We start from the raw sequence: 26370 nt of genomic DNA on the forward strand, positions 1-26370 counted from the left end.
GAGGCATGCGCATGCCTCTTTGTTAAGCTTTTAAAGGAAAAACTTAGTTAACTTCGATGTAGCCGTGTTCAGCAACAATGGTTTGGCCTGCATCACTCATAATGTAATCAACAAACTGCTGAGCTTCTGGTGCAGGGTCAGTACTCACTAACAGAATAAAAGGACGGGCAATTCCGTAACTTCCGGCTTGAATATTGGCTTTGCTTGCGGCGACGCCTTCAATGTTTAAGGCGATAAGAGAATCGTCAACCGAACCAAGAGAAATGAAACCAATGGCGTTAGCGTTGTTCGCCACTAAGGTTTTAATGGCACCATTGCCACTGGCCACTTGAGCGCGAGGGGAAATAGCGGTAACGGTTACCCCATTAATTTTTCGAGTGAGCCCCATAATATCTTCAAAGGCACCACGAGTACCGGAACCCACTTCACGAGTGACGGCAACAATCGCCTGATCGGCGCCACCGACTTCTTGCCAGTTTTTAATCTCACCAGAGTAGATTTTTTTAACTTGTTCAATGCTTAGATTTTGAACCGCATTGGCCTTGTTTACGGCCACTGCAATACCGTCCTGCGCCATCACAACTTTCTTAGTATCAGCATTGAGTTCGTCATCTTGTACTTCACGAGAAGACATACCAATCATGCTTGTCCCTTCTTTAACAGCACGGATCCCCGCCGAAGAGCCGGTACTTTGCACTTCAACCACATCATTTTGAGTGCTTTGGTAGTTTTCGGCCAATATTTCCATAATACCAGATACAGAAGTGGAACCTGACACCGTCACTGTATTACTGGCATAAGCATTGGTCGCCAATAGGATAGATGCGATACTTAACGCTGTGATTAACTTATTTCTCATAATATTTCTCTTTGCATTTAAAGAATGACAAACAACTTGTCTAAGGCGGGTGCATTGAAGCAAGCAAAAGTGACAGAAATATTACAAACAGAATATTACACAGGAATTGTGCATTTCGGATGGTTTTATAAACTAAATCAGAAAGAAAAAATGAAATATAGATATATAATATATGCATGAGCGCAAACATTCATTTTTACGCTCATCGCAAATTAAGAACCTCGCCAATGACGGACTCGACCGGTATCGATATGCACAAAACCACTATTTGGATAATAGCCAACCCCACCTAAACCCAACTCTAAAGCGGCGCTGTGAACCTTATTCAGTGCGACATTTTTGACTCTCACATCAACAGCTTGTCCGGTCATATGAAAACTCTTTTTAGCTACACCTGTGGTGCTATTGCGTAACATTTCATTGGTAGCAGGAGAGCGATAGCCAGAAATGATTTCAAATAAGACTTCCCCACCCAAACGTTCTTGTAACAAGGCCATCTGCATGTATAAAGATTTATCCATATTGATAATTTCGTTGCGCCTAAAATCACGCAATAAATTATCTAAACGTTTAACTTGTTTCTCTTGAAATTGACCATCTTTCCAGAAACAGACTTCACAACTTTCATTGGTATGTAAGTTGTTCATATTTAAAACGCGTGTTCCCGGAAGTTCTCTGGCAATACTAGAACTTGCATAGCTTTTTGGTATCCCAAGACCGATAAATCCAGCGCCCAACCCCAATAACAATGACCGCCTATTTAACTTTCGGTCTAACATTTACACTTACCTCAAACGGATTAAAAAAACATCAATTTGGTGTAAAATACCGAAAAGTACCACAAAAAGCAAACAAATCACTACAGTGAGTGATTTTTCAGTGAGCTAAAGTTTAAGTAAAGGTAAGCTAACAAGCTGTTTAAAAAGATGTTTTCAGCTCTGTTATCAGCCAATCTTCGGGTCGAAATTATAAATATCTTTGCGGTAATTCAAGCTACCGGAGCTATCAAACCAAGAAGTAAAATACACTAAATAAACCGGAACACGTTTTCGTAAAGGTAACCATTTAGGCTCACCTTTTGCCATGAGTGACTGCTTGTAACGTTGGCTATAACCATCTTGCTTGAGTAGTTGTTCTGCCAATGATTCAGCAGCTTCAACCCGAACACAGCCAGAACTAAACGCTCGTTGTGACTCAGAAAACAGCTCAGGGGAAGACGTATCATGCAAATAAACCGCAAATTGGTTGGCAAAGTAAAATTTATAGTTACCTAACGCATTTGCTGAGCCTGGCCGCTGACGCATTCGATAGGGAAATCTTCCGGTATCCTTAACCAGAGTCCAATCCACTTGCTCCGGTTCAACCGCCTGACCTTGATAATCAAATAGTTCAAAGCCCAAGCGTTGCACATAGCTGGGATCGAGGCGAAGCTTGGGAATAATATCTCTACGGACAATGGTTCTAGGCACATTCCAATAGGGGTTAATCACCACACTACTGATTTCACTCACTAATAATGGTGTCGCACGAGACGCTCTACCCACCACAACTTTAGAACGAAACAATTCGATATCTTGGTCGATATAGCTCATTTGATAGGCAGGCACATTTACCACGATCCGTTGTTGATTTGGAGGCATCACCAGAAAACGATCTAAAAGCTGCTGCCTGAGTAAGTTTTTGGCAAGCATTTTTGAGCGCTCTAGCGGTTGAAAATTCAACCAATACAATGTGTCTTTACCCACAATACCGTCAGCTTTCAAGCCATGTTGCTGCTGAAAACGTTGCAAAGCATTGTAAGTTTCACTTTCGAATAATGGCAAATTCTGCTCAAGCAGTTGATGATTAGAGTCAAATTCAATTAAACGCTCCCGGATCAAAGGAACCCGCGGATCGGAATCTCCTAAACGAATTAAAGGACCATTTGCAATACGGGTGTTTTCGGTACGCTGTTGAGCCACATTAAGCCAATACAACATTTGTTGGCGATAACGCAGCCGCTCAATGTCTAGTTCACCCCGTAAAGTCATGACTTGCTGATAAACTTGCTGCTGATTAAGATTTGCTATCCAGGCTTGATCGATAAACAATTGTAACGGCAATTCTGCGATATGATTCAAAGCCATACTTTGCGAATAATCCAAAGCCATCAACTGCTGATAACAGGCAATTACACCGAGAAATGCATCGGTGTATAAAGACTCCCATTGAGCATCACTACTATCGATAATGTTTAGCTGAACCAGCCATCGGCTTATTTGTTCTGGTGCACCCGCCAGGCTGAGTTCAAACAGCAACCATTGTAGTTGGTCTCGCGCCTTACGCGCTTGGGCATAACCATACCAAAGCGCCTGAGGATGATAAGCATAGATACGCTGTTGCAGCTGAGGATAGCGTAATTGATAATTATCAGCACGATTGGCTAACCATCTCTGCGATGCCCCACCAGCCTGAGGCCAATCTAAACGGCTGAGTAAACGTTGGCTTACCACATCATCGTCAACCTTAGTGGCAATCACTGCCGCCCCGCCTTTTAATTCAACCATCCCCGCTTGTTCAAGTGTATTTGACTGTACTACAGCTTGTTCTTCTGGCGCTAATAGGCTCACCGCGGCATATAAATGTAGGCTAAATAAATAGACTCCCAGTCCAATGACTACGCTTTTCACCCAACACTCCTGAATGAGATGATATTAATTAAGCATAGCGTGTAAGCCAGTCGCTATGCTTAAAAAATGCTATGCATTTCGCAAGCAGAAGCTTAAGTGCTTGAGAATCCTAAAAAGATGAATTAGGCCCTGCTAAAAATGCTAATTCAGCTGCGCTCGACTGCCGACCCAAAATTTGATTACGATGGGGGTAGCGTCCAAATTTCTCGAGAATGGTTTTATGCTTTAATTCAAATTGGTACTGTTGCTCCAAACCGGGTTGATGAAACAACTGTTCCGCCTGTTGGTGGATCACTAAAGATTCGCTATGCATATAGGGCATATATAAAAATGCACGCATCGTTGGTGTTAGCCGCTGATCAAATTGCTTCGCCACCGCATTTTGCGCCAAGGCTAATGCCAACGGATCGCAAGCAAAAGCTTGGGCAGAACCTCGGTGAATATGACGAGAGAATTGGTCTAATACAATGACTTCCGCAAGACTCCCCTTAGCACTATCACGCCAAGCCCATAGCTCCGCAAAACTAGCGCTTTGCAGTAGCCCCCTATAACTTTCCGTTATTTGCAGATCAACGCTCGCTTCAATCACAAATCGCTGCTCTGCCTGTAAGTGTTCAAACCAAAACTCAAGGATCGCTTGATATTCCATCTAATCCTCTCTAGCTTAAAAAGCTGGCTTTGTCGGGTTTACCCGCTCATTTTAAAGATTGAGAAAAGTATCCAAGCACTCAAACGCAGAGCTCAATCATCAGTGAGCCTAGCAGCCACAATCCCCATGCACCAACCATTGACATTGCTGGTAATTGTCAGCCATGGCAAGTTGGCTCAAATAACCCAGAACTTCACAACCCGCTTCACCCCAAGTACAACCGCGACGAAGCTCGCTATAAAGCTTAATTGAGGTTGCCTGATAGCGAAATTTTTGTTCGCTGACCCAACCCGGCTGAGTGTATAAGGGACGCGCTTTAGCCCCCCACAACTCAACCAGCTGTCCTTCACGCATCATCCTTGGCTGTAGCCCATCCAATTGGGTTTGCAGCACAATCTTCGGTGGCAGTGGTGGTTTGGCGGGGAAGTAATAACTGCAACCGCAGCCCCGCTGCACTTGCGCTGGCGGAATTGCTTGTAATTCACAAGCTTGAGATAAAAAACTCACAATATATAGAGTGGCTCCAAGGGTGACCTTGGGTAGCTGCAGTGTAAAGGTCATTGTTCGCCTTCTATAGGGCTTAAGCGATAAGCACAACGACGAGCCCCCTCAACGATATGCTCAATCCGCTCGACTTGGCAATTGCTGAATAACTTTGCCAGTAACGCTAACTCAGACTGGCACAAACCTTGGTTTTCACTAGCGGCAACACAAATAGGGCAATGATCTTCAATAAACAAGTAGTGCTCTCCCTCACGTTGCCAATTTGCCATATAACCCTCAGCGCCCCGCTTTTGACTCAAAGCTTCTAGCTTGTCTTCTAAACTGCGCTCACCTGCTAACAAAGTTTGGTAAATATTAAAGCTTTGCTGCTCGCGATGAGCCAGCAACTGTTCAATCGCCTGTTCACCAAATACTTGTTGTACCGCACCAAGCAGTTGCACGCTCAAGTCACTATGGCAATCGGGAAAACGACCATGTCCCCCCTCAGTCAATTGCCAATACCGAGTCGGCCGACCTACTTTCACTTTCTTATCAAAATGCTCGATCAAACCTTCTTTTTCTAGTGCTTGTAAATGCTGGCGCACCCCCATGGTTGTAATGTCTAGGTACTCAGCCAGCATTTTAACCGTTTGCACACCTCGACTTTTGATTCGATACAAGATGCTATCTGTGGTTTTCATAATGGGTCTCTGGCTATAACATCAACTGATTATTGTCATTCGCCTAGAGTTTGTAAAGTTAAGGCTTTATAAAGCTCAAAAACAATCGAAATGCTTAAGCCTCCTAAAACGAGACTCTTCCAAAACAAGACAGCCATTTTAAAATCCACTCTTAAAGTCACTTTAACCGCCACCATTAAGCAATAAACATCACATTTCATCCATGTAAAGGCAGCTTGATGTTGAAAAGTTCAGTATTAACAAAGAGGGGGATAATAAAAACTGGCAATCAGCGAGACGGAAGACACAGCTAGCCTAGATAACCTGAATCACTCGCGAGTCAATGAAATTTAACCTGTAAGTTCTTAACCTAGATCCAGCCAGCGCTTGGCAGCTGCCATGCCTTTGATGCGAAGTTGATTGTGCTGACGCTTATAGCGTTCTAGTGAATGCCCAGCCCCAACCACACTGGCAAAGTGATGCTCTAAACCCGTGCTCAAGGCTAACCAGCTTTCTTCATCGATTTGTAAGCGCTGTAAAATGGGCGCTTGTGCATCATCGATATAACCGCGTTTATCTTCTCTGATGACACGGCCGGTGAGTTCTACCAGTTGTAGGTAATCTTGTAACTCAAAGGGTAAACCTTCGGGCATGGTTTCTCTGGGGTTACCAACAAAGGGCATTAGCGGCTTGGGTTGCTGACCTTGTTTGGCTTGCTGAATGCGCTGTTTGATACTGGTGTGGTCCGAGGTTTCAGGCGTGCTCGCTATATTTGAGCGAACCGGGTTTAAATCCACATAGGCCATACACGCTGCTAGGGCTGCTTCATCTAAAAGCGCTTGAGATTTAAAACGCCCCTCCCAAAAACGACCGGTACATTGGTCTTCTTTATTGGCAGCTCGAGCAATGTATTCATTCAAATGGCGCATAAACCAGCTTAAATCAAAAAGGCGAGTCCGATAGACTTCAGCTGTGGCGTGAATGGCCTGTAGTTGCACCTCACTTAATTTCGGACATAACTCAGAATTGAGATACATCTGAGTCAGTAAGGTGCCCTGATGCAGAATATGCCAGCGTTCCAAGACTTCATCCATGGACCAGGCTTCGGCTTTGGCCTTATCGATGTGCAATACCACATGGGTATGATTGCTCATAACTGCATAAGCACAGACATCAATGGCAAACACCGCAGTAAGTTGCAGCAAATAATCTTCCACCCACTGGCGTCGGTGCTCATAACTCTTGCCCGTTTGCTTATCTTCGCCACATAAAAAAGCCCGCCGAACACAGCGGGAAACACAGTGATAATAAGATGTATCCGATAAGCTCACTTGCGACTGTCTGGACCGAGGCATGGCAATAACTCCCCAAAAACCACTATTGATAGTTTAGATTATTACTGGCATTTGGCTAGTTGGGGTAGATGTCTAATTATTTCCACACAAAAAACTCCATAGTACTCTGATACTTGCCACTAAATATCTACTTGATAGGGCCGCCTGCTACTCACTGAATTAGGATGGCTGTTTACTAATCTCGCTGTTATTGCGAACCGAGAGCCTCGTATTTTTAGGTGTCACGCGATACCGAAGATAGAGATTATTAAGAATCAGTGCCGCTCCTGTGATACTGGCCCCAGCGATTTCAGGAAAGCCAGGGTTTATTCCCATCATCGCTGAGATAGAGAAAGCGGTAATAGGCACAATATCCATAAATAAAACACCATTAAGTGGCGTCAGAATCTTGTTACCAATATTCCAACATAGGATCCCGATGAAACTAGCCACAATAGCGGTATAAAAAACATGGGGAATCACATAAACAAAGGCACTAGTCGTCGGCACAGCAACCACACCGCTGGCATATAATATTCCATTTATCACCAATACGCTGGTCATCCCCAAACAAGTTGTCAATGCGGTATATTTAAGCGGTGACCAGCGAGGAAAAAACGAGGCCCCTACGGTATATATAACCCAACACAGTGCACCAAAAATAATGAAAGCATTGGCTTTATAGCTGGTGGGAGAATCAAACAAACTAGCGTAATGGCCTTTTGTAATCACGGTCATTACGCCAAAAAATGACATCATAATCAGCCCTATAGAAATCATCGGAGGCACTACTTTTCGTAAGACACCATTCACCAAAATGCCCAACATTGGCATCGTTGCCATCATGATAGAGGTTGTTAATGCGCCAGTTTCTCCCGCCATTTTCTGACCTAAAAACACAAAAAAACCAAACCCCACAAAAGCGGCAGAGCCGAGTAACCAAGCCAACCCAATGCGCTCCCCTTTCAGATTCAGTCCCTGCTCACCTTCTCGTAGCCATAGTGCGATGGCTAACGCGATACCAGCAAAGCCATAGCGTAGCGTGGTAAATGTATAAGGATCAATGTGTATCAGTGCGCTGGTCATGATTGGAAATGTGGCTCCCCAAGAAAAGGTCGCGATAAGACAGCAGATTACGCCCATCGAATATGAATTTTTCATTTTATATCTCATTTCTCGCTTCAGGCATGTTCAGATGACTCACACCCAGTTGTTGATGAAGAATCGAGCAGAAACAATATTTCTACGTGATCGTTTGTTTAGCCAATACAACAACCATCTGTTGACTATCTGTGGTTTTGATCTGGACTAGCAATGAGTCACTCAGAAGCCACCCAATGGGTGATGAAAATTTATTATATTTAACTCCAAACCCATGATAAATACGTGTTAAGTTGATTGATTTAAAACCTGTAGGTTCTTAATAATGAGTGTACTTTCTGGAATGAAAATGTTTGTCAAAGTGGTGGAATGCGGAAATTTCACCGCCGCAGCCGCGGCTAGTAACGTGTCGCCAACCATGGTTGCCAAGCAGATCAGATTAGTGGAAGAACGGATCGGGGCTCGGTTATTACACCGAACCACTCGACGACAACATCTCACTGAAGTCGGTCAACTCTATTTTGAACGTTGCCTTCGAGTATTGTCTGAAGTTGAATATGCTGAGAATAGCGCAATAGAATTACAGTCGGCACCAAAAGGCCTAGTACGAATGGTTGCCCCGGTCAGTTTTGGTAGTCAATGTTTAGTGCCAGAGCTGAGCCTTTATATGGAACAAAATCCAGATGTGAACGTGATGCTAAATCTGGATAATCGAATTTCAAACCTTAGTAATGACAATTACGAATTAGGCATTCAGATTGGCAAGATATGTGAACCCGGTGTGGTTGCACGCCCCTTACGCGCATATCGCAGGATACTGGCCGCGTCTCCAGCTTATATCCGTCAGCATGGTATGCCCGAGCATCCAAATCAGCTCAGTCATCACAGCTGTCTGGGCCTATCATACTGGCAACGTCAGGATCGCTGGGACTTAATAGGACCTAAAGATGAAACCTTTCAGGTGTATATTCATGGACGCTTTATGTCCAATCAGGGGGATGCTCTCAGAATGGCCGCGATCAATAACTGTGGTGTCGTGATGCAACCCGATTATGTTTTAATAAATGACATTGCTCAAGGCCATCTAGTCCAAGTATTGCCAGACTGGTCCTATAAGCCAACACCCTTGTACCTTACCTATCACCAAGATACTCGTCCGTCCGCTAAGTTGCGTAGTTTGATCGACTTTTTAGTCGAACGTCTGGGGAGCAAGCAATAAGAACATCCCAACCTTTTCTACCAAGTAAGCACTAGTTGGGATAGGTGGCCTTTTATGTCGCTTTAGATAACGACTATTGTTTTACTCGCTGGAGGGTTTTGAGGTGTCTTATGAAGTACCAACTATCCGGTGTTTTTGATAAAAGGCTTGCTTCACCTTGTAATATGCATAAATATAATCAGTATGACATCTTAAATAGAAATAGTGCATATTAGGTCACAAGTAATGACAGAATTTCCTCCAAGTGCCAGAAGTGAAGACGCTTTGAAGCAAATCGATCTCAATCTGCTCAGGGTCTTTGATGTCCTTATGCAAGAACGTAGCGTGACACTAGCGGCTGCCCGTCTAAATCGAACCCAACCGGCCATAAGCCACTCTCTGGCAAGGCTACGGCTATTATTAGACGATGAATTGTTCTCTCGAGAGTCTCGAGCCTTGTTACCAACACCGCGAGCAATGGAACTTTGGCCCGCAATTTCCCAAGCGATCTCGCAAATCCGCGCAGCGATAGACCAGCATTTACAATTTAAGCCAAGCAAAACACAGCGGAACTTCCGGATTGGCGTGAACGACTATACTGCCGTTACTTTCCTACCGGGCTTAATTGAGGCCTTTTCAATCGAAGCACCAAATGCAAGCCTAAACGCAATACATGAACGGGAAAATGACGCAGCATCTTCGTTAAGAAATAAGCAAGTCGACGGTATTATCATTGGCAACTCAACGATGAAAGATGGCATGTTTAGAGTGGTCGAATTGGCTCGCGATAAAATGGTCTGCGCCGGCTGGGCTGGCAATGAAAAGCTCGACCACCTGAATCTGGAAGGCTATCTTTCTGCTCAGCACTTACAAATATCGGCAGACGGAATCTCGCCAGGATTAGCCGATAATGCATTAAAAAATATGGGCAAGTCTCGAAATATCGTGGCAACTGTGCCGCATTACCTCGTCGCACCTTGGGTCATCAAGGGCTCAGACTTACTCACCACCTTTGGCGACGGCATCTTGCCTGTATTATCGCAGGAAAGCGAAATCCGCATCCTGCCCCCGCCGATTTCGTTACCCGACGTCACCCTGTCGCTTATCTATGAGCATGAGATGGAAAACGACCTTGGACATATTTGGTTCCGAAGCCTGCTGCGCTCCGTTGTAGAGAAGCAACGTGAAGGTAAGCAAGCCGCTTATCGTCGCTTTAAACTTTAGCCATTACATAACTCGTCAACCGAAGGGAAATACTTAAAGGTTCACCGTAATTAGTCTTGCTTGAACCATCGTCTTTACGCGACTTCAATAGGATTTCCATCCTCCGCTTACTTTTGCAAATATTGGATAAAAATCAGTCACAAAAATTCCCGTTATGTGATCAACTGCAAGCTTTATATGCATGGTTTGCATGAATGTCATTAAAATTATTTATTTGATTTATGTATTCGCTTGCTTGATAGTCAAATGAATCCAACGGAAGGAAACCCAAATGATCTTACTTAAACCTATCAGCCCCCTGCTCAGCGCCATTTTCATGGTCGCCATAACAAGTCAAGTCAGCGCTCAAGAAATTACCGTAATCAAAGACGTGAAACAGACTGGCAAATTCACCATCGCAAATACCCTGTCTTATGCTCCTTTTGAATATATCGACGAAAACGGTAAGGCCGCCGGCTTCGACATCGAGCTTGCGACCGCCGCGGCCAAGTTGATGGAAGCCAAACTGGAAATTCAAACCATGCCTTTTTCCAACCAAATCCCAGCTTTAGTTGCGGGAAGGAACAAGGTAGCTTGGGCAACCTTCACCGTCACCGAAGAACGTTTAAAGCAGGTAGACTTTGTCTCATTCCTGCAATCTGGGGTCGTCGTGGTCACCACACCTAACAAAGCCGCCGCATTTAAAATGGACAACGCCCTTTGCGGCAAAACGATTGCGCTGCAAACTGGCTCCGCTGCCGATTTTGTAGCAGACAAAGTTTCCGAAAGCTGTACCGCAGCCGGTTTAGAAATTGTCAATAAGGCGCTCTATCCCGAACAAAAGGACACCATCCAAGCGGTCATCTCTGGTCGCGTAGACGCCAGGCTCGACGACTCGACGGCTGCCGGGTATTTTGAAAAAACCACCAACGGCAAACAAGTCGTGGTTGGAGACGCGATGCTGCCCTCGCCTCTGGGCGTTGCGATCCGCAAGGGCGATACCGAGACCGCCAATATGATGAAAGCTATTTTTGATAAGCTTATCGCTGACGGCACCTATGCCAATATCCTTCGTCGCTACAGTCTCACCACCTCTGCCGTCAACACTTCAGTGATCTACACCAATGCCTCTCAACTCGCCGATTAAGGTGATTCACAAGCACCCCGTCATCCTCATATGACGGGGTTAAGTTTCATCCCCCATCAGCCAGGAAACAGCCATGTCCGCCTCCCATACACCGAAACCAAAACTTGATCCCGAAAACCTGATGGTCGTTCCGCTGCGCCATCCTGTCCGGGTGATTGCCAGCATCTTAACTGTTCTCATCGTGGCCTTTCTGATTAATGGCGCTATCTCGAATCCTGAACTTCAATGGCCAGTTGTGAGCAAATACCTGTTTCACCCAATGATTGTGAAGGGGCTGTGGATGACCATCGTCCTAACCATTGTGATTATGCTCCTTGCCACCTCAATTGGCCTGATTGCAGCTCTGATGATGATGTCCTCCAGCAAGTTGCTAACCATCCCCGCACGGATCTTTGTATGGTTCTTTCGCGGCACGCCGGCACTGGTGCAACTGGTTCTGTGGTACAACCTAGCCATTCTCGTAAAAGAATTTTCGCTTTGGCTCCCGGGGCTTGGCACCGTCTTTTCGGTGGCCACTAACGACATCATGACCCCGTTTGTCGCGGCGACGATAGCCTTGTCACTTCATGAGTCTGGCTATATGGCCGAGATCATTCGCAGCGGACTCAATTCAATAGACAAAGGGCAGACCGAAGCCGCAGCCTGTCTCGGCATGACACCAAGCCTGCTGACCCGTCGTATCATTATCCCGCAAGCCATGCGATTGATTATTCCACCGACTGGAAATGAAACGATTAACCTGCTGAAAACCACCTCACTGGTGAGCATCATCGCGGTAGGTGACCTATTCTATTCCGCTCAGGCCATCTATGCTCGGACCTTTGAAACCATTCCCTTGCTGATCGTTGTCACCTTCTGGTACCTCCTCATGGTCTCGCTCATGTCGATGGGGCAATCGTATCTAGAACGCTATTTCGGCCGTGAAGAGCGCAGCCACAGCAAGGGCTTCATAGCTCAGATCCTATCCTTACGAAGCAAGAGTAGCCAAATATGAAAGCTCCAACTAACCATAGAGAAACCTTCGGCGTACCAAGCAATACCATGGTGTACGCTGCCGGTATTCATAAATCCTACGGTAATCTTGAAGTACTAAAGGGCGTTGATATAAGCGTACCAACAGGCTCTGTTGCTTGTATTATTGGCCCGTCAGGCTCTGGTAAAAGTACACTCCTGCGCTGCATCAATCATCTGGAAGAGATAAACGCTGGCCTCATGCTGGTTGATGGGGATTTTGTCGGCTACCGCTTTGATGGCAAAAAGCTACACGAACTCCCCCCTGCGGCAATCTGCCAGCGACGCGCGGAAATCGGCATGGTATTCCAGCAATTTAACCTATTTCAACATATGACCGTGCTTGAAAACTTAATGGAAGCCCCAATACAGGTACGCCGCCAACCCATTGCCGACGCTCGGGCCCATGCCGAAGCCCTGCTCGCTCGCGTGGGCCTGGCAGAAAAGCGAGACGCTTTCCCGCGTCAGCTATCTGGCGGACAACAACAGCGTGTCGCGATTGCTCGAGCCTTGGCAATGAATCCCAAGGTACTACTTTTTGATGAGCCCACCTCGGCGCTCGACCCGGAGCTAGTGGGTGAAGTTCTAGATGTGATGAAGGATCTCGCTCGAGATGGGATCACCATGGTGGTCGTGACACACGAAATCGGTTTTGCTCGCGAAGTCGCAGACCAGTTAATTTTCATGGATGCCGGTGTCGTTGTCGAAAGCGGACAACCACGAGAAATGATTGACAAACCACAATCACCTCGCACCCGTGAATTTCTCGCTAGAGTACTCTAATCCGCATTTCCCTAAAGGTTTACTATAGGCTTAATATGACAAGCAAATTATCTAAAAATGATTTTCAGACCTCGGTGGACGACCCCTACGGTTTTGATACCCCGATAGACCGAACCTATCTCAGCACCAAAAAATGGGAGGCCGAGATAGCCAGAACCAACAATCCGGATCTGCTTTGCTTTGGTACCGCCGAGATGGATTTCGCAGCAGCGCCTGCCATCAACCAAGCGATGCAACGAGTCGTCGAAAACAAGCATTTTGGCTACCCAAGCAAGCGCGATAGCTATTTCGATGCCGTTATCGAATATTTCGAACGCCATTTTGACTGGAGAATCGACAAGGATTGGATTTCAAGTAATGTAGGTGTCTATCCGGCGATGCAGTCATTGATCGAGGAACTCACGGAACCCGGCGACGAAATTCTGTACCAAACGCCAGTTCATCATGTTTTTGAAGAGCTGATCACCGCTAGCGGCCGCGTCGCCGTGCCGAACCAATTGCTAAAACGCAATGGGCATTACGAAATGAATTTCGAAGATCTTGCTCGCTGCGTCACACCCCGTAGCAAACTTTTTCTTTTGTGCAGTCCGCATAATCCTGTCGGTCGCGTGTGGCGCCGAGAAGAACTAGAACAACTCAATAGGTTTTGTCTGGCTCATGGCTTAATCGTTGTTACAGATGAGATTTATTGCGGCCTTCTTTATAAGGGCGTGCCTTTCACCCCCTTTGCAAGCCTATCAGACGAGGCATCTCTCAATAGCGTCACTCTGGTCTCAGCAAGCAAATCATTCAATACCACCGGGCTTAAACATGCACTGATGATCGCCGAAAGCGAACACTTGCAAGCCGCCTATTCACGGGGCCTAAAACGCAGTAACCTGGGCTACGGCGGCAGTATCTTTGGAGAAGCCGCGACCGAAGCCGCCTTCCGAGACTGTGACCACTGGAGTGAGGCACTGATGCACTACATCGAGGGGAACTTTAAACGGCTCAAAAGTAAACTTGCTCAAGATCTGCCACTGGTAACCGCGACTCAACCAGAAGCCACCTACTTTGCCTGGCTGGACTTTAGCGCATTGGGACTAACAGATGCAGCGCTTCTGCGTTTTTTCGAAACCGAAGCACAAGTGAACCTGGTGACGGGAGCTTCCCTTGGCCCAGGGGGAGAAGGCCATGTTCGCTTCAACCTGGCAACCACTCGAGCCTGCCTCTCTGAGGGCTTAAATCGCATCTCTACAGCATGGCGACAGCGCCAGACCCATGATGCTTAAATAGCAATGAAACTGGATGTCCGGTTATCATCGACTGAAAACAAGACATCCACTTAAACATTTCAATAAATGAGTTAGAATGGGTGTCTATGTGATTTTGTCCCACGAGTTAGAGTGGGTGTCTCAATAATTTCGTCTTTGGAAAACAAATATTCTCGTGAAGTTCCTGAACATTTAGAGTCTGTCACAACTGAATATGGTGTTTGTGGGGGAGGAGATTGTAGTGCGTTTTAAAATAATACTAGTACTTTGTGTGTTCTTAAGTTTTATTTTATATTTGTTTTTTTTTCCTGTTTCGGATGCTGGGCTAGAATTTGAAAGTGGTGAGTGGATCGCGCTTAAAAGAAAAGGTGTGATGGATGATAAAACCTACTATGCAGCGTTTAATATAAGCAAGGTTGATTTAATTAATAAAGAATTCACTTATGAGTGGATTATACCTAAGTGTGTTGATACACCAGTTGATGATTTTGATGAGCGGTGTTTTATATTGGGAAGTTCGACGGATAGTATGGTCGGTGAATCCATTTTGTCTTTTGAAGGGTTTTTCTCTGGCATTGCTTATAACGGTAAAGATTGGAAATTATTAGTCGAAACTAAGCATGACATCAGAGACTATTATGCTGTTGGTGTAAAGACCAAGGTTTGGGGAAGCTATATTGACATGAGGGGCTTTATTATAGAATCATTTTTTAACTGAAGATATAAGGCAGGGCGTCCGCATGAATGGTTAGGATTTAACCATTGACGTCAATCCAGCCACAAGAACTTGCTCCAGAAACGCGGGTTTCATCATGCATCGCTTCTGTTTCATTGGCACACTAATCTTGGTTGGCTCAGCTCTGAGCATATTAAGTGCCATGTGCCTTAATCCCGCCAAATTTTCAGCGGCGTTTTCTCGGTAAATCTGGCAAGCATCTTCCCGCATACTGACATCCAAAATCCAATGCATGGACTCAATGCCCCAATGAGCCCGTATGGCATCTCCCGCTTGCTTTGGGGTCAGCTCAGTTGAACTGATGTAGTCGCGATACTCTAACTCTGGCTCTTTGCCTTTTGCTGCGCGGTAATTTTCGACCATCACAATGCTGGTTAGGCCGCTCCAAGCGGAGAAGTCTCCAACCAAGTCACTGGCGCTCAATACATGGTAAGTACGTGCTTCAACCCCGACTGAAAACAAGACATCCACTTAAACAATTCAATAGCTGATTGGCATGGCTGTTTATGCGCTTTACTCAGTCCCACGAGTTAGAGTGGGTGTCTCAATAATTTCACCTCGTAGTCATCATCAGTTCTTATCTGAGCTAGCCAGTGTATTACCAACAGGCTGTACACCGCTCATAGTGACGGATGCGGGTTATCACAATACCTGGTTTAGAGAAGTGGCTTCTTATGGCTGGTATTGGTTGGGTAGGCTACGTGGCGAGGTCTGTTATCAGCTTAGTGACCAATGGGTACTCACCAAAACGCTTTATGCTTCAGCAAACAATAAAGCGCGCTATATAGGCGCAGTGCAAGTCGCGCGAAAGAAACCCATGCCCTGTCACTTATATGTATTTAAATCTAAGGATAAACAGTGAAAACAAGACAGCCACTTGAACATTTCAATAGCTGATGGGCATGACTGTCTATGTGATTTTGTCCCACGAGTTAGAGTGGGTGTCTCAATAATTATCTCAATAATTTCTCTCAATAATTTCTATGAAACTGGATGTCCGGTTATCATCGACTGAAAACAACGACTGAAAACAAGACATCCACTTAAACATTTCAATAAATGAGTTAGAATGGGTGTCTATGTGATTTTTCCGGCTACCCGATTATACGTTTATATCACAACACTATTTATTTAATTCTTTAGCTATATTGGAAGGTGTCCACTGCACTTCAGTATAAGGTATATTCCTTAGCTGACTTGGCACTCCACCATTAGAATTAGGAAAGCGAGAAATTACAATTTTAAGTCCATTAGATATTGCAAGAACAACTTCTCTGTTAATCCAAGGACTATTGTGGTTATTATTCCCTATAACAAAAAAGGCAGAATCACAGCCAGACATAACGCTTTTAATTTCTTTATCTATAGCTGCATCCCCATATGCTGAAACATCATTTTCAACAAAAAAGAAATTACCTCTTACTGGACCTCCATGTGATTGTGTAAAACTTTTAATACTACGACTGATTTCTCGGTCATTAAAATTGTAAGAAACAAAGATTCTATTTGCCACTTTATACTCCTTTATTTAATTGAACAAACTATAAACTAAGAACATTTAATCATTAATTTGTGGATATTAATTTTATCCATTTTTCCTCGCAGACCATTGTGTATGCTCGCGTGAAAAAGCCGATTCGCTGCTCACTACGAAATTAGATAATTCTTTATCTGAAGCAACTGATTCCGCTTCACTTTTTATTAACACTATTTCATGTGCTGCGAGTGAATATGATGAGTTTAACTCATTGTGTTTTTTAGCTTGAAGCCAAGTTAAAACAGCACTTTCTCCTGTTGCAACTACCTCGATGGGCAATGACAGTGATGGTTCTGTGATACGCCATAACAGAAGTGCTATTGCAATTGCGTGTAATACAACAGAAACAATGAACCAATGCTTAGCTCTGCGTTTATTAAAAAGAGATTTTTTTGAATACCAATCAGCTTGGTTTTTTACTCTTTCATTTTTATAAATACTCAACCGTTGTTCTAAAGATAAATTTCGGATGTTGAACATCTGAGTTGAAATGGCATTCCCATTAGTTTTTTCTGACTGTAAATGTGCTGATAAAGACCTATTTTGATCAAGAATTGCTTTCAAGTCAGATAAGAACTCTTTTCTGGTTTGCTCATCCGGTACATTTTGATCATAAGGCTCAGCTTTCATGACCCAGCGCCATGTTCTTGTTTTGACCGATTCAGCGACAGCTCTCCCGTTATACCAAGTATCTTCAGGTTTTTGGACTTTAAGCCAAATTAATATGCATAATGTAATTAGGAATAGTGAAGCAGATGCTAAAGCCCCAATTAAATCTGCCGGATAATAAAATGAAATTAAGGCTGCGATCACAAGTAAAAACAGGTAACTTTTAAGCGCAAAATAATAATTTGACTGTGCTGTTAAAGATGCTTGATCTGCCGATTGGTATCACGCAGGAAAATCATCTTCGTTTAGGTTGTTTTCAGACACTATCAATATCCTAGATTCTTATAGATATGTTCAAGGTAATGATAATTGTCATTATCATTAGGCATACTGTAATTTTCAATTGCATAAGCAACTATCTTAGGGGAGAAAGGTACAAAAATGGCACCAATATCTCGAATGATTGGTGGGCAAGTATCCCTGACCATATTACGTGAGCCATCTAAATTGACACCGATGATTGTGCAACCTTTTTCAATTGCAACTTCGGCTTCCCAGCGCACATATTTATGTCTACTTTTAGTATCGTTCCCAATAAGCATTACATATTTTCCAGCCATATGAATACGTTCACGGCATTTACTTTTTATGTACGCTTCATTTTGTGAATTTAATGCACTACTAAGTTGACAGTCAGCAAAGTTAAAATCAATATTATTATTTGCTTTCCATGCTTGCATTAGCCTGTAGTTATGAATATCTGTGCTACTAAACCCGACAAACGCTCTTGCTAACCCCATCGAATTCTCCATCAGTTAATTGATTAGTTGCCTAAAACGCATAACAGTATATTAATATGCAAATTCCCATCTTTCACGCATGCGAAGTTACCACCTATCACGCACCACAGAAATTCACATAGCCTTTAATATTTAGATTTATCAACAGCATACCAGTCAATCACCATTTTGACCATGCGTGAAAGATGGGATCCCACCAAACTGTATACTTACAGTGGAAATAAAAACAAGCAGTCACTTAAGCATTTTACTAGCGAATGGGAATGGCTGACTATGTGATTGTCACGAGACTTTATGAACAGCTAGCATTCTTTAACTCGCTTGCAAAGAACACGGAGACTTCCTTTAAGATGCCGCTTTTATTGTGTGCGTTTAGGCCCTTGCTAAAGCCTAGCGACTTCACCCTGAAGATCTTGCTCCTGTAAACTATGTTTCGATGGTTTCGCGTAAATACGCATCCAGTGATACAGCGCCTTAGTGCTAACACCTCAACGTTCTGCCACTTGTGCGATGGCATAACCCTGAACAACAATTGAATGAACAGCTTCTTGCTTGAATTCCTGTCGAGTCGCACGTGCCTTTAGCCATAAATGTTAATTCTTATGCTTTAGTTACATTTTTAGCATAAAAAGTGTCGGGGTCTCTCAGGCCTTGCCACTCATGTTGAAGTAACTAAGCGAAACCACTAAAAACAAAGCAAACAATTAACACCCTAAACACAGTGCAAACAATTTACTTCACATTTCGGTAAAGTTTTTGTCACACAACTTTTCTATGTTACTCCGCACTCGTATGGATTAAACCAGCGTAAAACAACGACTCAGGAGAGAGAAATGAGCAAGGAAATATTTAACCCGACTCGCTTTAACAAAAGTGATAATCCAGATTTTGACCAAGTATTAGAAGCCCACTTAGCGCGTCGTAGCGTACTAAAGGGCGGTCTGGGTTTGGGGGCAATGGCCACTTTCGGCGCCTTTGGGTTAGCGGGTTGTAACTCCAGCAGCAGTAATACGGCTGCACCCGCAGTGTCTACAGCCAAATTAGGCTTTAACTCTATTGCGGGTTCCAAAACCGATGCCGTGAGTGTGCCAGAAGGCTATAGCGCACAAGTGCTAGCGCCATGGGGCCAACCGCTTACCGACCAAGCTTCGGCTTGGCAAGCTGACGGCAGCAACAATGCCGTAGATCAAGAGAATGCCATGGGCATGCACCACGACGGCTTGCACTTCTTCCCCTTAAATGACTCTGGTAGCGACGGCCTGTTATGTGTTAACCACGAATACATCGACCAAAACGCTCTGCATCCCAATGGCAGCGATGCCGATGCTAACGGTGTTCGTAGCAGTGTTGATCAAGTGCGCAAAGAAATTAATGCCCACGGCGTTGCGGTAGTACGAATTCAGCAGCAAGATAACGGCCAATGGATGGTGGTAGATAATGATCCACTTAACCGCCGTTATACCGGCGCCACCACCATGGATATTTCAGGCCCACTTGCTTACTCGGATAAATTGGCAACGCCGTTTTCACCCGATGGCAGCCAAGCGCGTGGCACTTTAAACAACTGCGGTAATGGTTATACTCCTTGGGGCACTTACCTTACCTGTGAAGAAAACTGGCCGGGCTACTTCATCAACACCGGCACCACCAGCGCCGACCAAGAGCGCATTGGCATTACCACTGCAGGCACCGGTCGTTATGGCTGGGAAACCCTTGCGGGTAATGCAGCAGAGCGAGTCGATGAATTCTCTCGTTTTAACATCACACCAAGTGGTAACAGCGCCATGGATGACTACCGCAACGAAGCCAACGGCCACGGTTTCATTGTGGAAATTGACCCCTACACCGCAAACTCACGCGCAGTAAAACGTACGGCCTTAGGTCGTTTCCGCCACGAAGGCTGCACCTTTGGTCAGCTAAAAGCAGGCCAACCAATCAGCTTCTATTCTGGCCACGATTCGCGCTTCGAGTATATGTATAAGTTTGTTTCAGCCGCAGCCTGGGATCCAAGCGATGCGAACGCGAGCGACCGCTTAGCCATGGGTAACAAATACATGGACGAAGGAACGCTATATGTGGCTAAGTTTGACGCAGAGGGCGTCGGTAGCTGGCTGCCATTAAGTATGGATGGCGCAACCAAAGACGGTGCAAGCCTAAGCGATCATTTCAACAGCTTAGAAGACATTATCCTCAATACCGCGGGAGCCGCCGATTTAGTGGGTGCCACCCCAATGGACCGTCCAGAATGGTGTGCCGTTGACCCGATCACTGGCGCGGTTTATCTTTCACTCACCAACAACACCCGTCGTAACGAAACCACTGGCACCAACCCTGCTAATCCACGCCTAAACAACAAGTTTGGCCATGTGATCCGTTGGGACGAAGGTGAAACGGTGAGCGAATTTACATGGGATATTTTCGTGTTTGGCTCAGACGCCAACGGCGATGCGGCAACTAACTTGTCTGGTTTGAATGAGTTTAACCAATTTGCTAGCCCAGATGGTTTGAACTTCGATGAGCGAGGCATACTGTGGATCCAAACCGACAACGGTGCCAGTGAAGTCACTAACTATACTAACGACCAAATGTTAGCGGTAGTGCCTTCTAAGCTCACTGACAATGAAGGTAATCTGGATACCATTAACGCCGACAACCAAGGCGAATTACGTCGCTTCTTTGTTGGACCCAACGGCTGTGAAGTCACGGGTTTCACCATCACCCCCGACAACACCACCATGTTTGTTTCGATTCAACATCCAGGTAACTGGCCATACAGTAACAATGCTGCCGAAGCCACGCCGACCGGAGTAAACGTTCGCCCTCGCGCGGCTCTGGTTGCCATTCGCAAAAACGATGGCAGCCCACTAGGGGTTTAATCAGCCCATTTAGCGTCACTAGGCAGGCCTTATGGCCTGCCTATTTTAAACAACTCAAACCTTAAGGAAATAACATGGCAGGAATTAGTATTTGGCAGCTAGCCATCATCGCGGTAATCGTCGTATTGCTATTTGGCACCAAGCGCCTACGCGGACTAGGCGGCGACCTAGGCTCCACCATCAAAGGCTTTAAGCAAGCGATGGCTGAAGATAAAGACCAAGATTTGCTTAGCCAAACCAAGCAGACCACCGCAGAAAGCGCAGAGCTTAAACAACAGCAAGGTAGCTAAAAGTGTTTGATATCGGCTTTTGGGAACTTAGCCTTATTGCCGTTGTGAGCCTGGTAATCATTGGCCCGCAGCGCCTACCCGACACCCTGCGCAATGTGTTTTCAGGCTGGCGACGCGTCAAACAGATGATGAGTCAGCTGGGCGCAACACTAGAGTCTGAATTGGGTTTAGAAGAACTGAATCAGGGGATAAAGCAAGCGCAACAGCCGCTAGCCAGCCCCAAAGTGCGGCCTCGAAAAAGTCCAGCGAGCGAGAGCCAACCAAATCAAGCCCCCCCATCTTCTAATACTGCTATCAAGGAGCAGGCATGAGTCTCAACCGCGCCTTAGTGCAACACCTGGTAGAACTACGCAAGCGCCTATTGCTGGCGCTAGCATCGGTAATATTCTGCTTTGTGAGTTTAGTGTACTTTGCAAACCACATTTATCAGCTACTCGCCAGCCCCTTAATGCGCTACTTACCAGCAGGCACCAGTATGATCGCCACCGATGTGGCGACTCCTTTCTTTACCCCCATCAAGCTCACTTTGTTCTGCGCCGTCGCGTTGTCGGTACCGATGATCTTGTATCAACTTTGGCAATTTATTGCTCCAGGCTTAAAACGACAAGAGCGCAACTTGTTTGCCCCCATGTTGCTATCGGGATCCTTGTTATTTTACCTAGGCATCAGCTTTGCCTACATGGTCGTGCTGCCAGCAGCCTTTAGCTTCTTCACCGCCACTACGCCGCAAGGCGTTACTATGGCGACTGACATCAGTAGCTACCTCGACTTCGTACTGGCGCTGTTCATGGCCTTTGGGCTGGCCTTTGAAATTCCCATCCTCGTATTTCTGCTCTGTAAACTGAGGATCTGCGAAGTCAGCGACTTAACTAAAGCAAGACCACATGTGGTGGTAGCCAGCTTCGTATTGGGCATGCTACTCACTCCACCCGATATTATCTCGCAAACCTTGCTCGCAATACCGATGTGTTTGTTATTTGAACTAGGCATACTGGCTAGCCGCTGCTGGATTAGCACAACGCCAGAGCACACGGCTAAACTAAGCATATAAGCGCTTAAACGCAGCCGGCAAGGGACATTCAAGTCAACACTAGGGCATGTTGCTCTTTCGTGAGTATTTTTTGAGCGACATGATAAGAAGTTATAATTTCTTTCGCCAAAAACAAACCACCGCTCCAAATCATGCCAAGCGGTGAACAAAACGAACCAAAAGACAGCAGATATTAAAATAGCAGTTTTAATTCATGTTGTTATGGTAAAAATCCACGATGTGCAAGCGGATAGCTACAGTGATTAGGGAGAAGCTTAAATACCGACTCCGAGAGAATGATATGAGGTTATCAATGTATAGCCAACATCAAACCAGCGTTTAGCTGCACCCATCCCTTTAATCCGTTGTGATTATGCTGGCGCTTATAATGTCGCAGTGATTGCCCTGCCCCTACTACGCTAGCAAAGTGATATTCTAAGCCCGTACTCAAAGCTAACCAGCTTTCTTCATCAATTTGTAAGCGTTGCAGAATAGGCGTTTGCGCATCATCAATATAACCGCGTTTATCTTTTCTGATGACTCGACCTGTAAGCGCCACCAATTGCAGGTAATCTTGTAGTTCAAAGGGTAGGCCTTTAGGCATGGTTTCATTAGGGTGACCCGCAAAGGGCATCAGAACTTTGGACTATTGGCCTTGCTTGGCTTGCCGAATACGCCATTTGATACTGGTGTGGGCTGAGGTTTCTGGCGTTGCGGCGATACTTGAGCGGATTGGATTTAAGTCGACATAAGCCATGCAAGCCGCAAGCGCTGTTTCATCGAGTAGCGCTTGGGATTTAAAGCGGCCTTCCCAAAAACGTCCCGTACATTTATCTTCCTTATTTACTTCTCGAGCAATATGTTCATTTAAATAGCGCATAAACCAGCTCAAGTCATAGAATCGAGCGCGATAGACTTCTGCAATGGTGTGAACGGCTTGCAGTTGCACTTCATCGAGCTTTGAGCGTAAGTCTGGATTAAGGGACATCTGAGCCAGTAAGGTGCCTTTATGCAAACGATGCCAGCGCTCTAGCACCTTATCTATCAACCACGCTTCGGCTTCGGCTTGAGCCTTATCAATATGCAACACCACATGGCTGTGATTGCTCATGACTGCATAACACAAACAACAATGGCAAACACCGCTGCGAGCTTAAGCAAATAATCTTCGACCCACTGGCGGCGGTGCTCTTAGCTTTTGCCGATTTGCTAGTCTTCGCCACACAAAAACGCCCGTCGAACACAACGCGAAACACAATGATAGTAAGGTGTATCCGATAAGCTTACTTGCGAGCGTCTTGGCCGAGACATAATGATAATTCCCCAAATAAATGGCTATTGATAGTTTAAACTATTGCAAGCGTTTTGTTAGTTGGGTGGGTGTCCTGTTTGATGCTGGGTGTCTTGTTTGATGCTGTGTTTGATGTTGGCCAGTTTTCTAGTGGCATTTGAAGTCGGTTAAGAATGTTTTCAGTACTAGCAAATTAGAATGGGTGTCTCAATAATTCCTTAGAATTCTCAACTAAAAGTGTCCAGTTTGGGTTGACCAGTACAGTGGGTCTTGTTTGATGCTGTGTTTGATGTTAGCCAGCTTTCTAGTGGCATTTGAAGTCGGTTAAGAATGTTTTCAGTACTAGCAAATTAGAATGGGTGTATCAATAATTCCTTGAACTTGCCATAATCTCACCAACTATATCAAGCTTCCAATCTTGATTGACATAAGACCAATAGATCACTGCTGGAATTACTCCAAGCACCGAAGAAACAAACCCACCAGCCACCCAAAATAGAGTCAATTTCGTCTTTGAATATACCATTTCTCTCTCAGGCTACTGACACATAACGCCGTTTTAAGCGGCAAATTGCAGTTGGCTAAAATAAGTGAGGCACGAACAAAAAGCCAACTGTAATTTGTCAGACTTGAAAACCCTTGTTGAACGAAGCCGCTCTGCGGCAGAGTGCATAGCACCTGATATCTCATACTCAATGTGACACGGCCAATCGGTCGTGATGAACCGGAGTATGCAGCATGAACCCTACCCAACAACATCGTTATCATGTTTTATATAAACAACACCTTACCAATTTAACCTTACAAGGGAAACGACCAGCCACCATTGATGCGTACTCGCGTGCGGTACGTCGGATTTCTGCCCACTTTGACCGCTCCCCCGATACCTTAAGCACCGCTGATTTAAAGGCCTATTTTGCTCAACTGATTCGCAGCCATTCTTGGAGCACCGTGAAGCTAGACCGCAATGGCTTGCAATTTTTTTATCGCTACACCCTCGAGAAACAATGGCAGTGGCTAAACATTGTGAAGCCTCCTCAAGTGAAGCGCTTACCCGATATCTTAAGCCCTGCGCAAGTCGGCTTAGTGATAAGCATGACGTCGCAACCGCGCTATCAAGTCTTCTTCTTGGTGTTGTATTCCATGGGGCTGCGATTGAGCGAGGGCTTACACTTAAGTATTCATGATATTGATAGTCAGGCCATGCAAATCCATGTGCGGGATGCTAAAGGCGGTAAAGACCGCTTCGTGCCCATGCCACATCGCACCCTTCAGGTTTTACGTCACCATTGGCAAAGCCATCGCCATGCTCGTCTGCTGTTTCCACGCCAAGGTAAACAGGTGGATGTGCCTATGGATAAAGGCGGCGTACAAAAAGCCTTGAAGCGGGTATTGCGCGATTGCGGTATTCATAAACCCATTAGCCCGCATTCGCTGCGCCATTGTTATGCCACCCATCTGCTTGAACAAGGCTTGGATTTACGCTCCTTGCAACACTTACTGGGACACGCCAGTTTAAATACCACTGCACGTTATACCCAGTTGACCCAAGTGAAGCAACTAGATGCCGTAAAGGCAGTGAATAAACTCACTGACTCTCTCACACTCATGTGGCCGTAACCATGAGCACCTTTATTGATTTACTTCACCAACATGAGGCCGAGCTTGCACCGCTTTTAAGGGCGGATGCTAAACGGGCAATGTATGCCATGCTGCGTTGTAAAACTGAGCAACAAGGTCACAGCCTTTGGCAGTGTGAACATTGCCCGCATCAAGACCAATTGACGCTGTCTTGCGGCCATAGGCATTGCCCGCAGTGCCAACACCATTGCACCACTGGCTGGTTAACTCGCCAACAACACAAGCTGCTACCCACGACTTACTTTATGGTGACCTTCACCCTGCCTCATGAGCTAAGGGCTTTAGCCCGCGTGCAGCCTAAAGCCTTATACCAAATCATGTTCAAGGTGGTATCAAGCCTGTTAAAGGACTTTGCCAAACGCCAGAACCAGGGGGAATTAGGGTTTACCGCCGTACTGCATACCCATAGCCGCCAGCGTAACCTGCATCCCCACTTACATGTATTGGTGGCCGGTGGGCGCTATCACCGTGCGAAGCAGCAGTGGCATCACTGCAACAAGAAGTACTTGTTTAACGCCTTTGCGCTGGCCAAGGTATGGCGAGGGAGAATGCTAGATGCGCTCAATCAACACCCAAACATCAAGTTGCCCCCGCATATCCCCACCAAATGGGTGGTCGATTGTCGCAACGTAGGTTTTGGGCTGCCCGCGCTACAGTACTTATCTCGCTACTTGTATCGCGGGATCTTATCCGATAACGACATCATCAGTACCAATAACGACCAAGTGAGTTTTAGGTATCTAGATAGCCAAAGCCACACCACCAAAATCCGCACCTTACCTACCTTAAGGTTCTTAAGGCTTATCTTGGCGCATGTATTGCCCAAGGGATTACAGCGGGTGAGAGATTATGGTTTTTTACGGGGCAACGCCAAACACATATTGCGGCGCATTCAGTTACTCCTGCGAGTGCCGCAACGCGTGAACCTCGCCGCGCTCCAAACCGACAACCACAGCGCGACCCGGCCATGCCCTTGCTGCCAGCACCCCATGCACTGCACAGGCGTGAGTCGAACGAGCTAGCCGAAAGGCGAACAGGATAAGGAGAATGGCAGGGCTTAACATGAGGATGAATACATACAAAAAATAACAGCTTAGCACCATGTATGACAGGTAAAGGCTTAACGCCATTCACCCAGTCTTAGCCAAACTCGCCTTGTAAAAAGTAACAAGGCCTTGGCCCCGCCAACA

24 protein-coding genes and 4 pseudogenes are annotated in these 26370 nt (G+C 45.6%); 14 read left to right on the forward strand and 14 right to left on the reverse strand.

The annotated features are described in order from the left end of the window. Positions 1-43 precede the first annotated feature (43 nt). From ACRRS0_RS14710 to ACRRS0_RS14745, 8 genes are all read right to left on the reverse strand, one after another. Entirely contained in the window at positions 44-859 is an 816-nt protein-coding gene (locus tag ACRRS0_RS14710) for a phosphate ABC transporter substrate-binding protein (protein WP_432452449.1), read from the reverse strand. Between the two features lie 212 nt (positions 860-1071). Further along, positions 1072-1638 (reverse strand): DUF882 domain-containing protein, encoded by a 567-nt coding sequence (locus ACRRS0_RS14715; protein WP_432469365.1) that lies wholly within the window; start codon positions 1636-1638, stop codon positions 1072-1074. A gap of 165 nt (positions 1639-1803) precedes the next feature. Then, the gene (locus tag ACRRS0_RS14720) at positions 1804-3528 is read right to left on the reverse strand and encodes a L,D-transpeptidase family protein (RefSeq protein ID WP_432452447.1); all 1725 of its coding nucleotides are present in this window, start codon (positions 3526-3528) and stop codon (positions 1804-1806) included. Positions 3529-3637: 109 nt separating this feature from the next. Beyond that, positions 3638-4177: a DUF924 family protein gene (locus ACRRS0_RS14725; RefSeq protein ID WP_432452446.1), complete on the reverse strand. Its 540-nt coding sequence runs from the start codon at positions 4175-4177 to the stop codon at positions 3638-3640. A 108-nt stretch (positions 4178-4285) separates the two neighbouring features. Further along, the gene (locus ACRRS0_RS14730) at positions 4286-4738 is read right to left on the reverse strand and encodes a hypothetical protein (RefSeq protein WP_432452445.1); all 453 of its coding nucleotides are present in this window, start codon (positions 4736-4738) and stop codon (positions 4286-4288) included. Next, positions 4735-5361, reverse strand: a complete 627-nt coding sequence (locus ACRRS0_RS14735; RefSeq protein ID WP_432452444.1) for a helix-turn-helix transcriptional regulator — start codon at positions 5359-5361, stop codon at positions 4735-4737. The genes ACRRS0_RS14730 and ACRRS0_RS14735 overlap by 4 nt, the downstream gene beginning before the upstream one ends. 344 nt (positions 5362-5705) lie before the next feature. Further along, positions 5706-6695, reverse strand: coding sequence for a transposase (locus ACRRS0_RS14740; RefSeq protein WP_432452443.1), 990 nt, complete (start codon positions 6693-6695; stop codon positions 5706-5708). A 159-nt stretch (positions 6696-6854) separates the two neighbouring features. Continuing rightward, positions 6855-7835, reverse strand: coding sequence for a DMT family transporter (locus tag ACRRS0_RS14745; protein ID WP_432452442.1), 981 nt, complete (start codon positions 7833-7835; stop codon positions 6855-6857). A gap of 265 nt (positions 7836-8100) precedes the next feature. Between ACRRS0_RS14745 and ACRRS0_RS14750 the strand changes: the two genes are divergently transcribed. From ACRRS0_RS14750 to ACRRS0_RS14780, 7 genes are all read left to right on the forward strand, one after another. Continuing rightward, a complete protein-coding gene (locus ACRRS0_RS14750; RefSeq protein WP_432452441.1) occupies positions 8101-8994 on the forward strand; it encodes a LysR family transcriptional regulator in 894 nt (297 codons plus the stop codon). Positions 8995-9219: 225 nt separating this feature from the next. Next, entirely contained in the window at positions 9220-10197 is a 978-nt protein-coding gene (locus tag ACRRS0_RS14755; protein ID WP_432452440.1) for a LysR family transcriptional regulator, read from the forward strand. A gap of 271 nt (positions 10198-10468) precedes the next feature. Further along, positions 10469-11323 (forward strand): ABC transporter substrate-binding protein, encoded by an 855-nt coding sequence (locus ACRRS0_RS14760; protein WP_432452439.1) that lies wholly within the window; start codon positions 10469-10471, stop codon positions 11321-11323. Positions 11324-11396: 73 nt separating this feature from the next. After that, positions 11397-12317: an amino acid ABC transporter permease gene (locus ACRRS0_RS14765; protein WP_432452438.1), complete on the forward strand. Its 921-nt coding sequence runs from the start codon at positions 11397-11399 to the stop codon at positions 12315-12317. Between the two features lie 47 nt (positions 12318-12364). After that, positions 12365-13117, forward strand: coding sequence for an amino acid ABC transporter ATP-binding protein (locus tag ACRRS0_RS14770; RefSeq protein WP_432456163.1), 753 nt, complete (start codon positions 12365-12367; stop codon positions 13115-13117). A gap of 35 nt (positions 13118-13152) precedes the next feature. Continuing rightward, entirely contained in the window at positions 13153-14388 is a 1236-nt protein-coding gene (locus tag ACRRS0_RS14775; RefSeq protein WP_432452437.1) for a MalY/PatB family protein, read from the forward strand. Positions 14389-14611: 223 nt separating this feature from the next. Beyond that, complete coding sequence (locus ACRRS0_RS14780) at positions 14612-15088, forward strand: hypothetical protein (RefSeq protein ID WP_432452436.1); 477 nt, start codon at positions 14612-14614, stop codon at positions 15086-15088. A gap of 30 nt (positions 15089-15118) precedes the next feature. Here the strand turns inward: ACRRS0_RS14780 and ACRRS0_RS14785 are convergent. Continuing rightward, a pseudogene (locus ACRRS0_RS14785) lies at positions 15119-15553 on the reverse strand (ISAs1 family transposase); the annotation flags it as partial. Positions 15554-15659: 106 nt separating this feature from the next. On the opposite strand from ACRRS0_RS14785, the pseudogene ACRRS0_RS14790 reads away from it, so the two are divergent. Further along, positions 15660-15962 (forward strand): annotated as a pseudogene (locus ACRRS0_RS14790) (IS4 family transposase); the annotation flags it as partial. Positions 15963-16229: 267 nt separating this feature from the next. On the opposite strand, the gene ACRRS0_RS14795 reads toward ACRRS0_RS14790, so the two are convergent. The 4 genes and pseudogenes from ACRRS0_RS14795 to ACRRS0_RS14810 form a co-directional block, all read right to left on the reverse strand. Beyond that, positions 16230-16619 carry a TIR domain-containing protein gene (locus ACRRS0_RS14795; protein WP_432452435.1) on the reverse strand — a complete coding sequence of 130 codons (390 nt, stop codon included), beginning with the start codon at positions 16617-16619 and terminating at the stop codon, positions 16230-16232. Positions 16620-16691: 72 nt separating this feature from the next. Continuing rightward, positions 16692-17123: an SLATT domain-containing protein gene (locus ACRRS0_RS14800; RefSeq protein WP_432456162.1), complete on the reverse strand. Its 432-nt coding sequence runs from the start codon at positions 17121-17123 to the stop codon at positions 16692-16694. After that, positions 17112-17474: pseudogene (locus ACRRS0_RS14805) on the reverse strand (DUF4231 domain-containing protein); the annotation flags it as partial. The pseudogene ACRRS0_RS14805 and the gene ACRRS0_RS14800, both read right to left, overlap by 12 nt. Before the next feature lie 104 nt (positions 17475-17578). Beyond that, positions 17579-18052: a TIR domain-containing protein gene (locus ACRRS0_RS14810; RefSeq protein ID WP_432452434.1), complete on the reverse strand. Its 474-nt coding sequence runs from the start codon at positions 18050-18052 to the stop codon at positions 17579-17581. A gap of 833 nt (positions 18053-18885) precedes the next feature. Here ACRRS0_RS14810 and ACRRS0_RS14815 point away from each other — a divergent pair. The 4 genes from ACRRS0_RS14815 to tatC all read left to right on the forward strand — a co-directional run bounded on the left by ACRRS0_RS14815 (position 18886) and on the right by tatC (position 22269). Continuing rightward, positions 18886-20928: a PhoX family protein gene (locus ACRRS0_RS14815; RefSeq protein ID WP_432452433.1), complete on the forward strand. Its 2043-nt coding sequence runs from the start codon at positions 18886-18888 to the stop codon at positions 20926-20928. A gap of 74 nt (positions 20929-21002) precedes the next feature. Then, the gene (gene tatA / locus ACRRS0_RS14820; protein ID WP_432452432.1) at positions 21003-21218 is read left to right on the forward strand and encodes a twin-arginine translocase TatA/TatE family subunit; all 216 of its coding nucleotides are present in this window, start codon (positions 21003-21005) and stop codon (positions 21216-21218) included. Between the two features lie 2 nt (positions 21219-21220). After that, positions 21221-21529: a Sec-independent protein translocase protein TatB gene (gene tatB / locus ACRRS0_RS14825; protein ID WP_432452431.1), complete on the forward strand. Its 309-nt coding sequence runs from the start codon at positions 21221-21223 to the stop codon at positions 21527-21529. Then, positions 21526-22269 carry a twin-arginine translocase subunit TatC gene (gene tatC / locus ACRRS0_RS14830; RefSeq protein ID WP_432452430.1) on the forward strand — a complete coding sequence of 248 codons (744 nt, stop codon included), beginning with the start codon at positions 21526-21528 and terminating at the stop codon, positions 22267-22269. Before tatB ends, tatC begins: the two co-directional genes overlap by 4 nt. A 289-nt stretch (positions 22270-22558) precedes the next feature. Here the strand turns inward: tatC and ACRRS0_RS14835 are convergent. After that, a pseudogene (locus ACRRS0_RS14835) lies at positions 22559-23391 on the reverse strand (transposase). An 886-nt stretch (positions 23392-24277) separates the two neighbouring features. Here ACRRS0_RS14835 and ACRRS0_RS14840 point away from each other — a divergent pair. Together ACRRS0_RS14840 and ACRRS0_RS14845 are read left to right on the forward strand one after the other, a co-directional pair. After that, positions 24278-25159 (forward strand): site-specific integrase, encoded by an 882-nt coding sequence (locus tag ACRRS0_RS14840; protein WP_432452429.1) that lies wholly within the window; start codon positions 24278-24280, stop codon positions 25157-25159. 2 nt (positions 25160-25161) lie between these two features. Next, the gene (locus tag ACRRS0_RS14845; RefSeq protein WP_432452428.1) at positions 25162-26202 is read left to right on the forward strand and encodes an IS91 family transposase; all 1041 of its coding nucleotides are present in this window, start codon (positions 25162-25164) and stop codon (positions 26200-26202) included. Positions 26203-26370 lie beyond the last annotated feature (168 nt).

The sequence above is a fragment of the Agarivorans sp. QJM3NY_29 genome (assembly GCF_050870835.2).
Classification (GTDB): Bacteria; Pseudomonadota; Gammaproteobacteria; order Enterobacterales; family Celerinatantimonadaceae; genus Agarivorans.

Coding starts and splice junctions, on each gene's coding strand:
- ACRRS0_RS14735 (WP_432452444.1), bottom strand. CDS start 5,361: ATGAAAACCACAGATAGCATCTTGTATCGAATCAAAAGTCGAGGTGTG.
- ACRRS0_RS14750 (WP_432452441.1), top strand. CDS start 8,101: ATGAGTGTACTTTCTGGAATGAAAATGTTTGTCAAAGTGGTGGAATGC.
- ACRRS0_RS14770 (WP_432456163.1), top strand. CDS start 12,365: ATGGTGTACGCTGCCGGTATTCATAAATCCTACGGTAATCTTGAAGTA.
- ACRRS0_RS14800 (WP_432456162.1), bottom strand. CDS start 17,123: ATGTTCAACATCCGAAATTTATCTTTAGAACAACGGTTGAGTATTTAT.
- ACRRS0_RS14715 (WP_432469365.1), bottom strand. CDS start 1,638: ATGTTAGACCGAAAGTTAAATAGGCGGTCATTGTTATTGGGGTTGGGC.
- ACRRS0_RS14710 (WP_432452449.1), bottom strand. CDS start 859: ATGAGAAATAAGTTAATCACAGCGTTAAGTATCGCATCTATCCTATTG.
- ACRRS0_RS14775 (WP_432452437.1), top strand. CDS start 13,153: ATGACAAGCAAATTATCTAAAAATGATTTTCAGACCTCGGTGGACGAC.
- ACRRS0_RS14840 (WP_432452429.1), top strand. CDS start 24,278: ATGAACCCTACCCAACAACATCGTTATCATGTTTTATATAAACAACAC.
- ACRRS0_RS14730 (WP_432452445.1), bottom strand. CDS start 4,738: ATGACCTTTACACTGCAGCTACCCAAGGTCACCCTTGGAGCCACTCTA.
- ACRRS0_RS14815 (WP_432452433.1), top strand. CDS start 18,886: ATGAGCAAGGAAATATTTAACCCGACTCGCTTTAACAAAAGTGATAAT.
- ACRRS0_RS14845 (WP_432452428.1), top strand. CDS start 25,162: ATGAGCACCTTTATTGATTTACTTCACCAACATGAGGCCGAGCTTGCA.
- ACRRS0_RS14755 (WP_432452440.1), top strand. CDS start 9,220: ATGACAGAATTTCCTCCAAGTGCCAGAAGTGAAGACGCTTTGAAGCAA.
- tatC (WP_432452430.1), top strand. CDS start 21,526: ATGAGTCTCAACCGCGCCTTAGTGCAACACCTGGTAGAACTACGCAAG.
- ACRRS0_RS14760 (WP_432452439.1), top strand. CDS start 10,469: ATGATCTTACTTAAACCTATCAGCCCCCTGCTCAGCGCCATTTTCATG.
- ACRRS0_RS14725 (WP_432452446.1), bottom strand. CDS start 4,177: ATGGAATATCAAGCGATCCTTGAGTTTTGGTTTGAACACTTACAGGCA.
- ACRRS0_RS14810 (WP_432452434.1), bottom strand. CDS start 18,052: ATGGGGTTAGCAAGAGCGTTTGTCGGGTTTAGTAGCACAGATATTCAT.
- tatA (WP_432452432.1), top strand. CDS start 21,003: ATGGCAGGAATTAGTATTTGGCAGCTAGCCATCATCGCGGTAATCGTC.
- ACRRS0_RS14740 (WP_432452443.1), bottom strand. CDS start 6,695: ATGCCTCGGTCCAGACAGTCGCAAGTGAGCTTATCGGATACATCTTAT.
- ACRRS0_RS14765 (WP_432452438.1), top strand. CDS start 11,397: ATGTCCGCCTCCCATACACCGAAACCAAAACTTGATCCCGAAAACCTG.
- ACRRS0_RS14745 (WP_432452442.1), bottom strand. CDS start 7,835: ATGAAAAATTCATATTCGATGGGCGTAATCTGCTGTCTTATCGCGACC.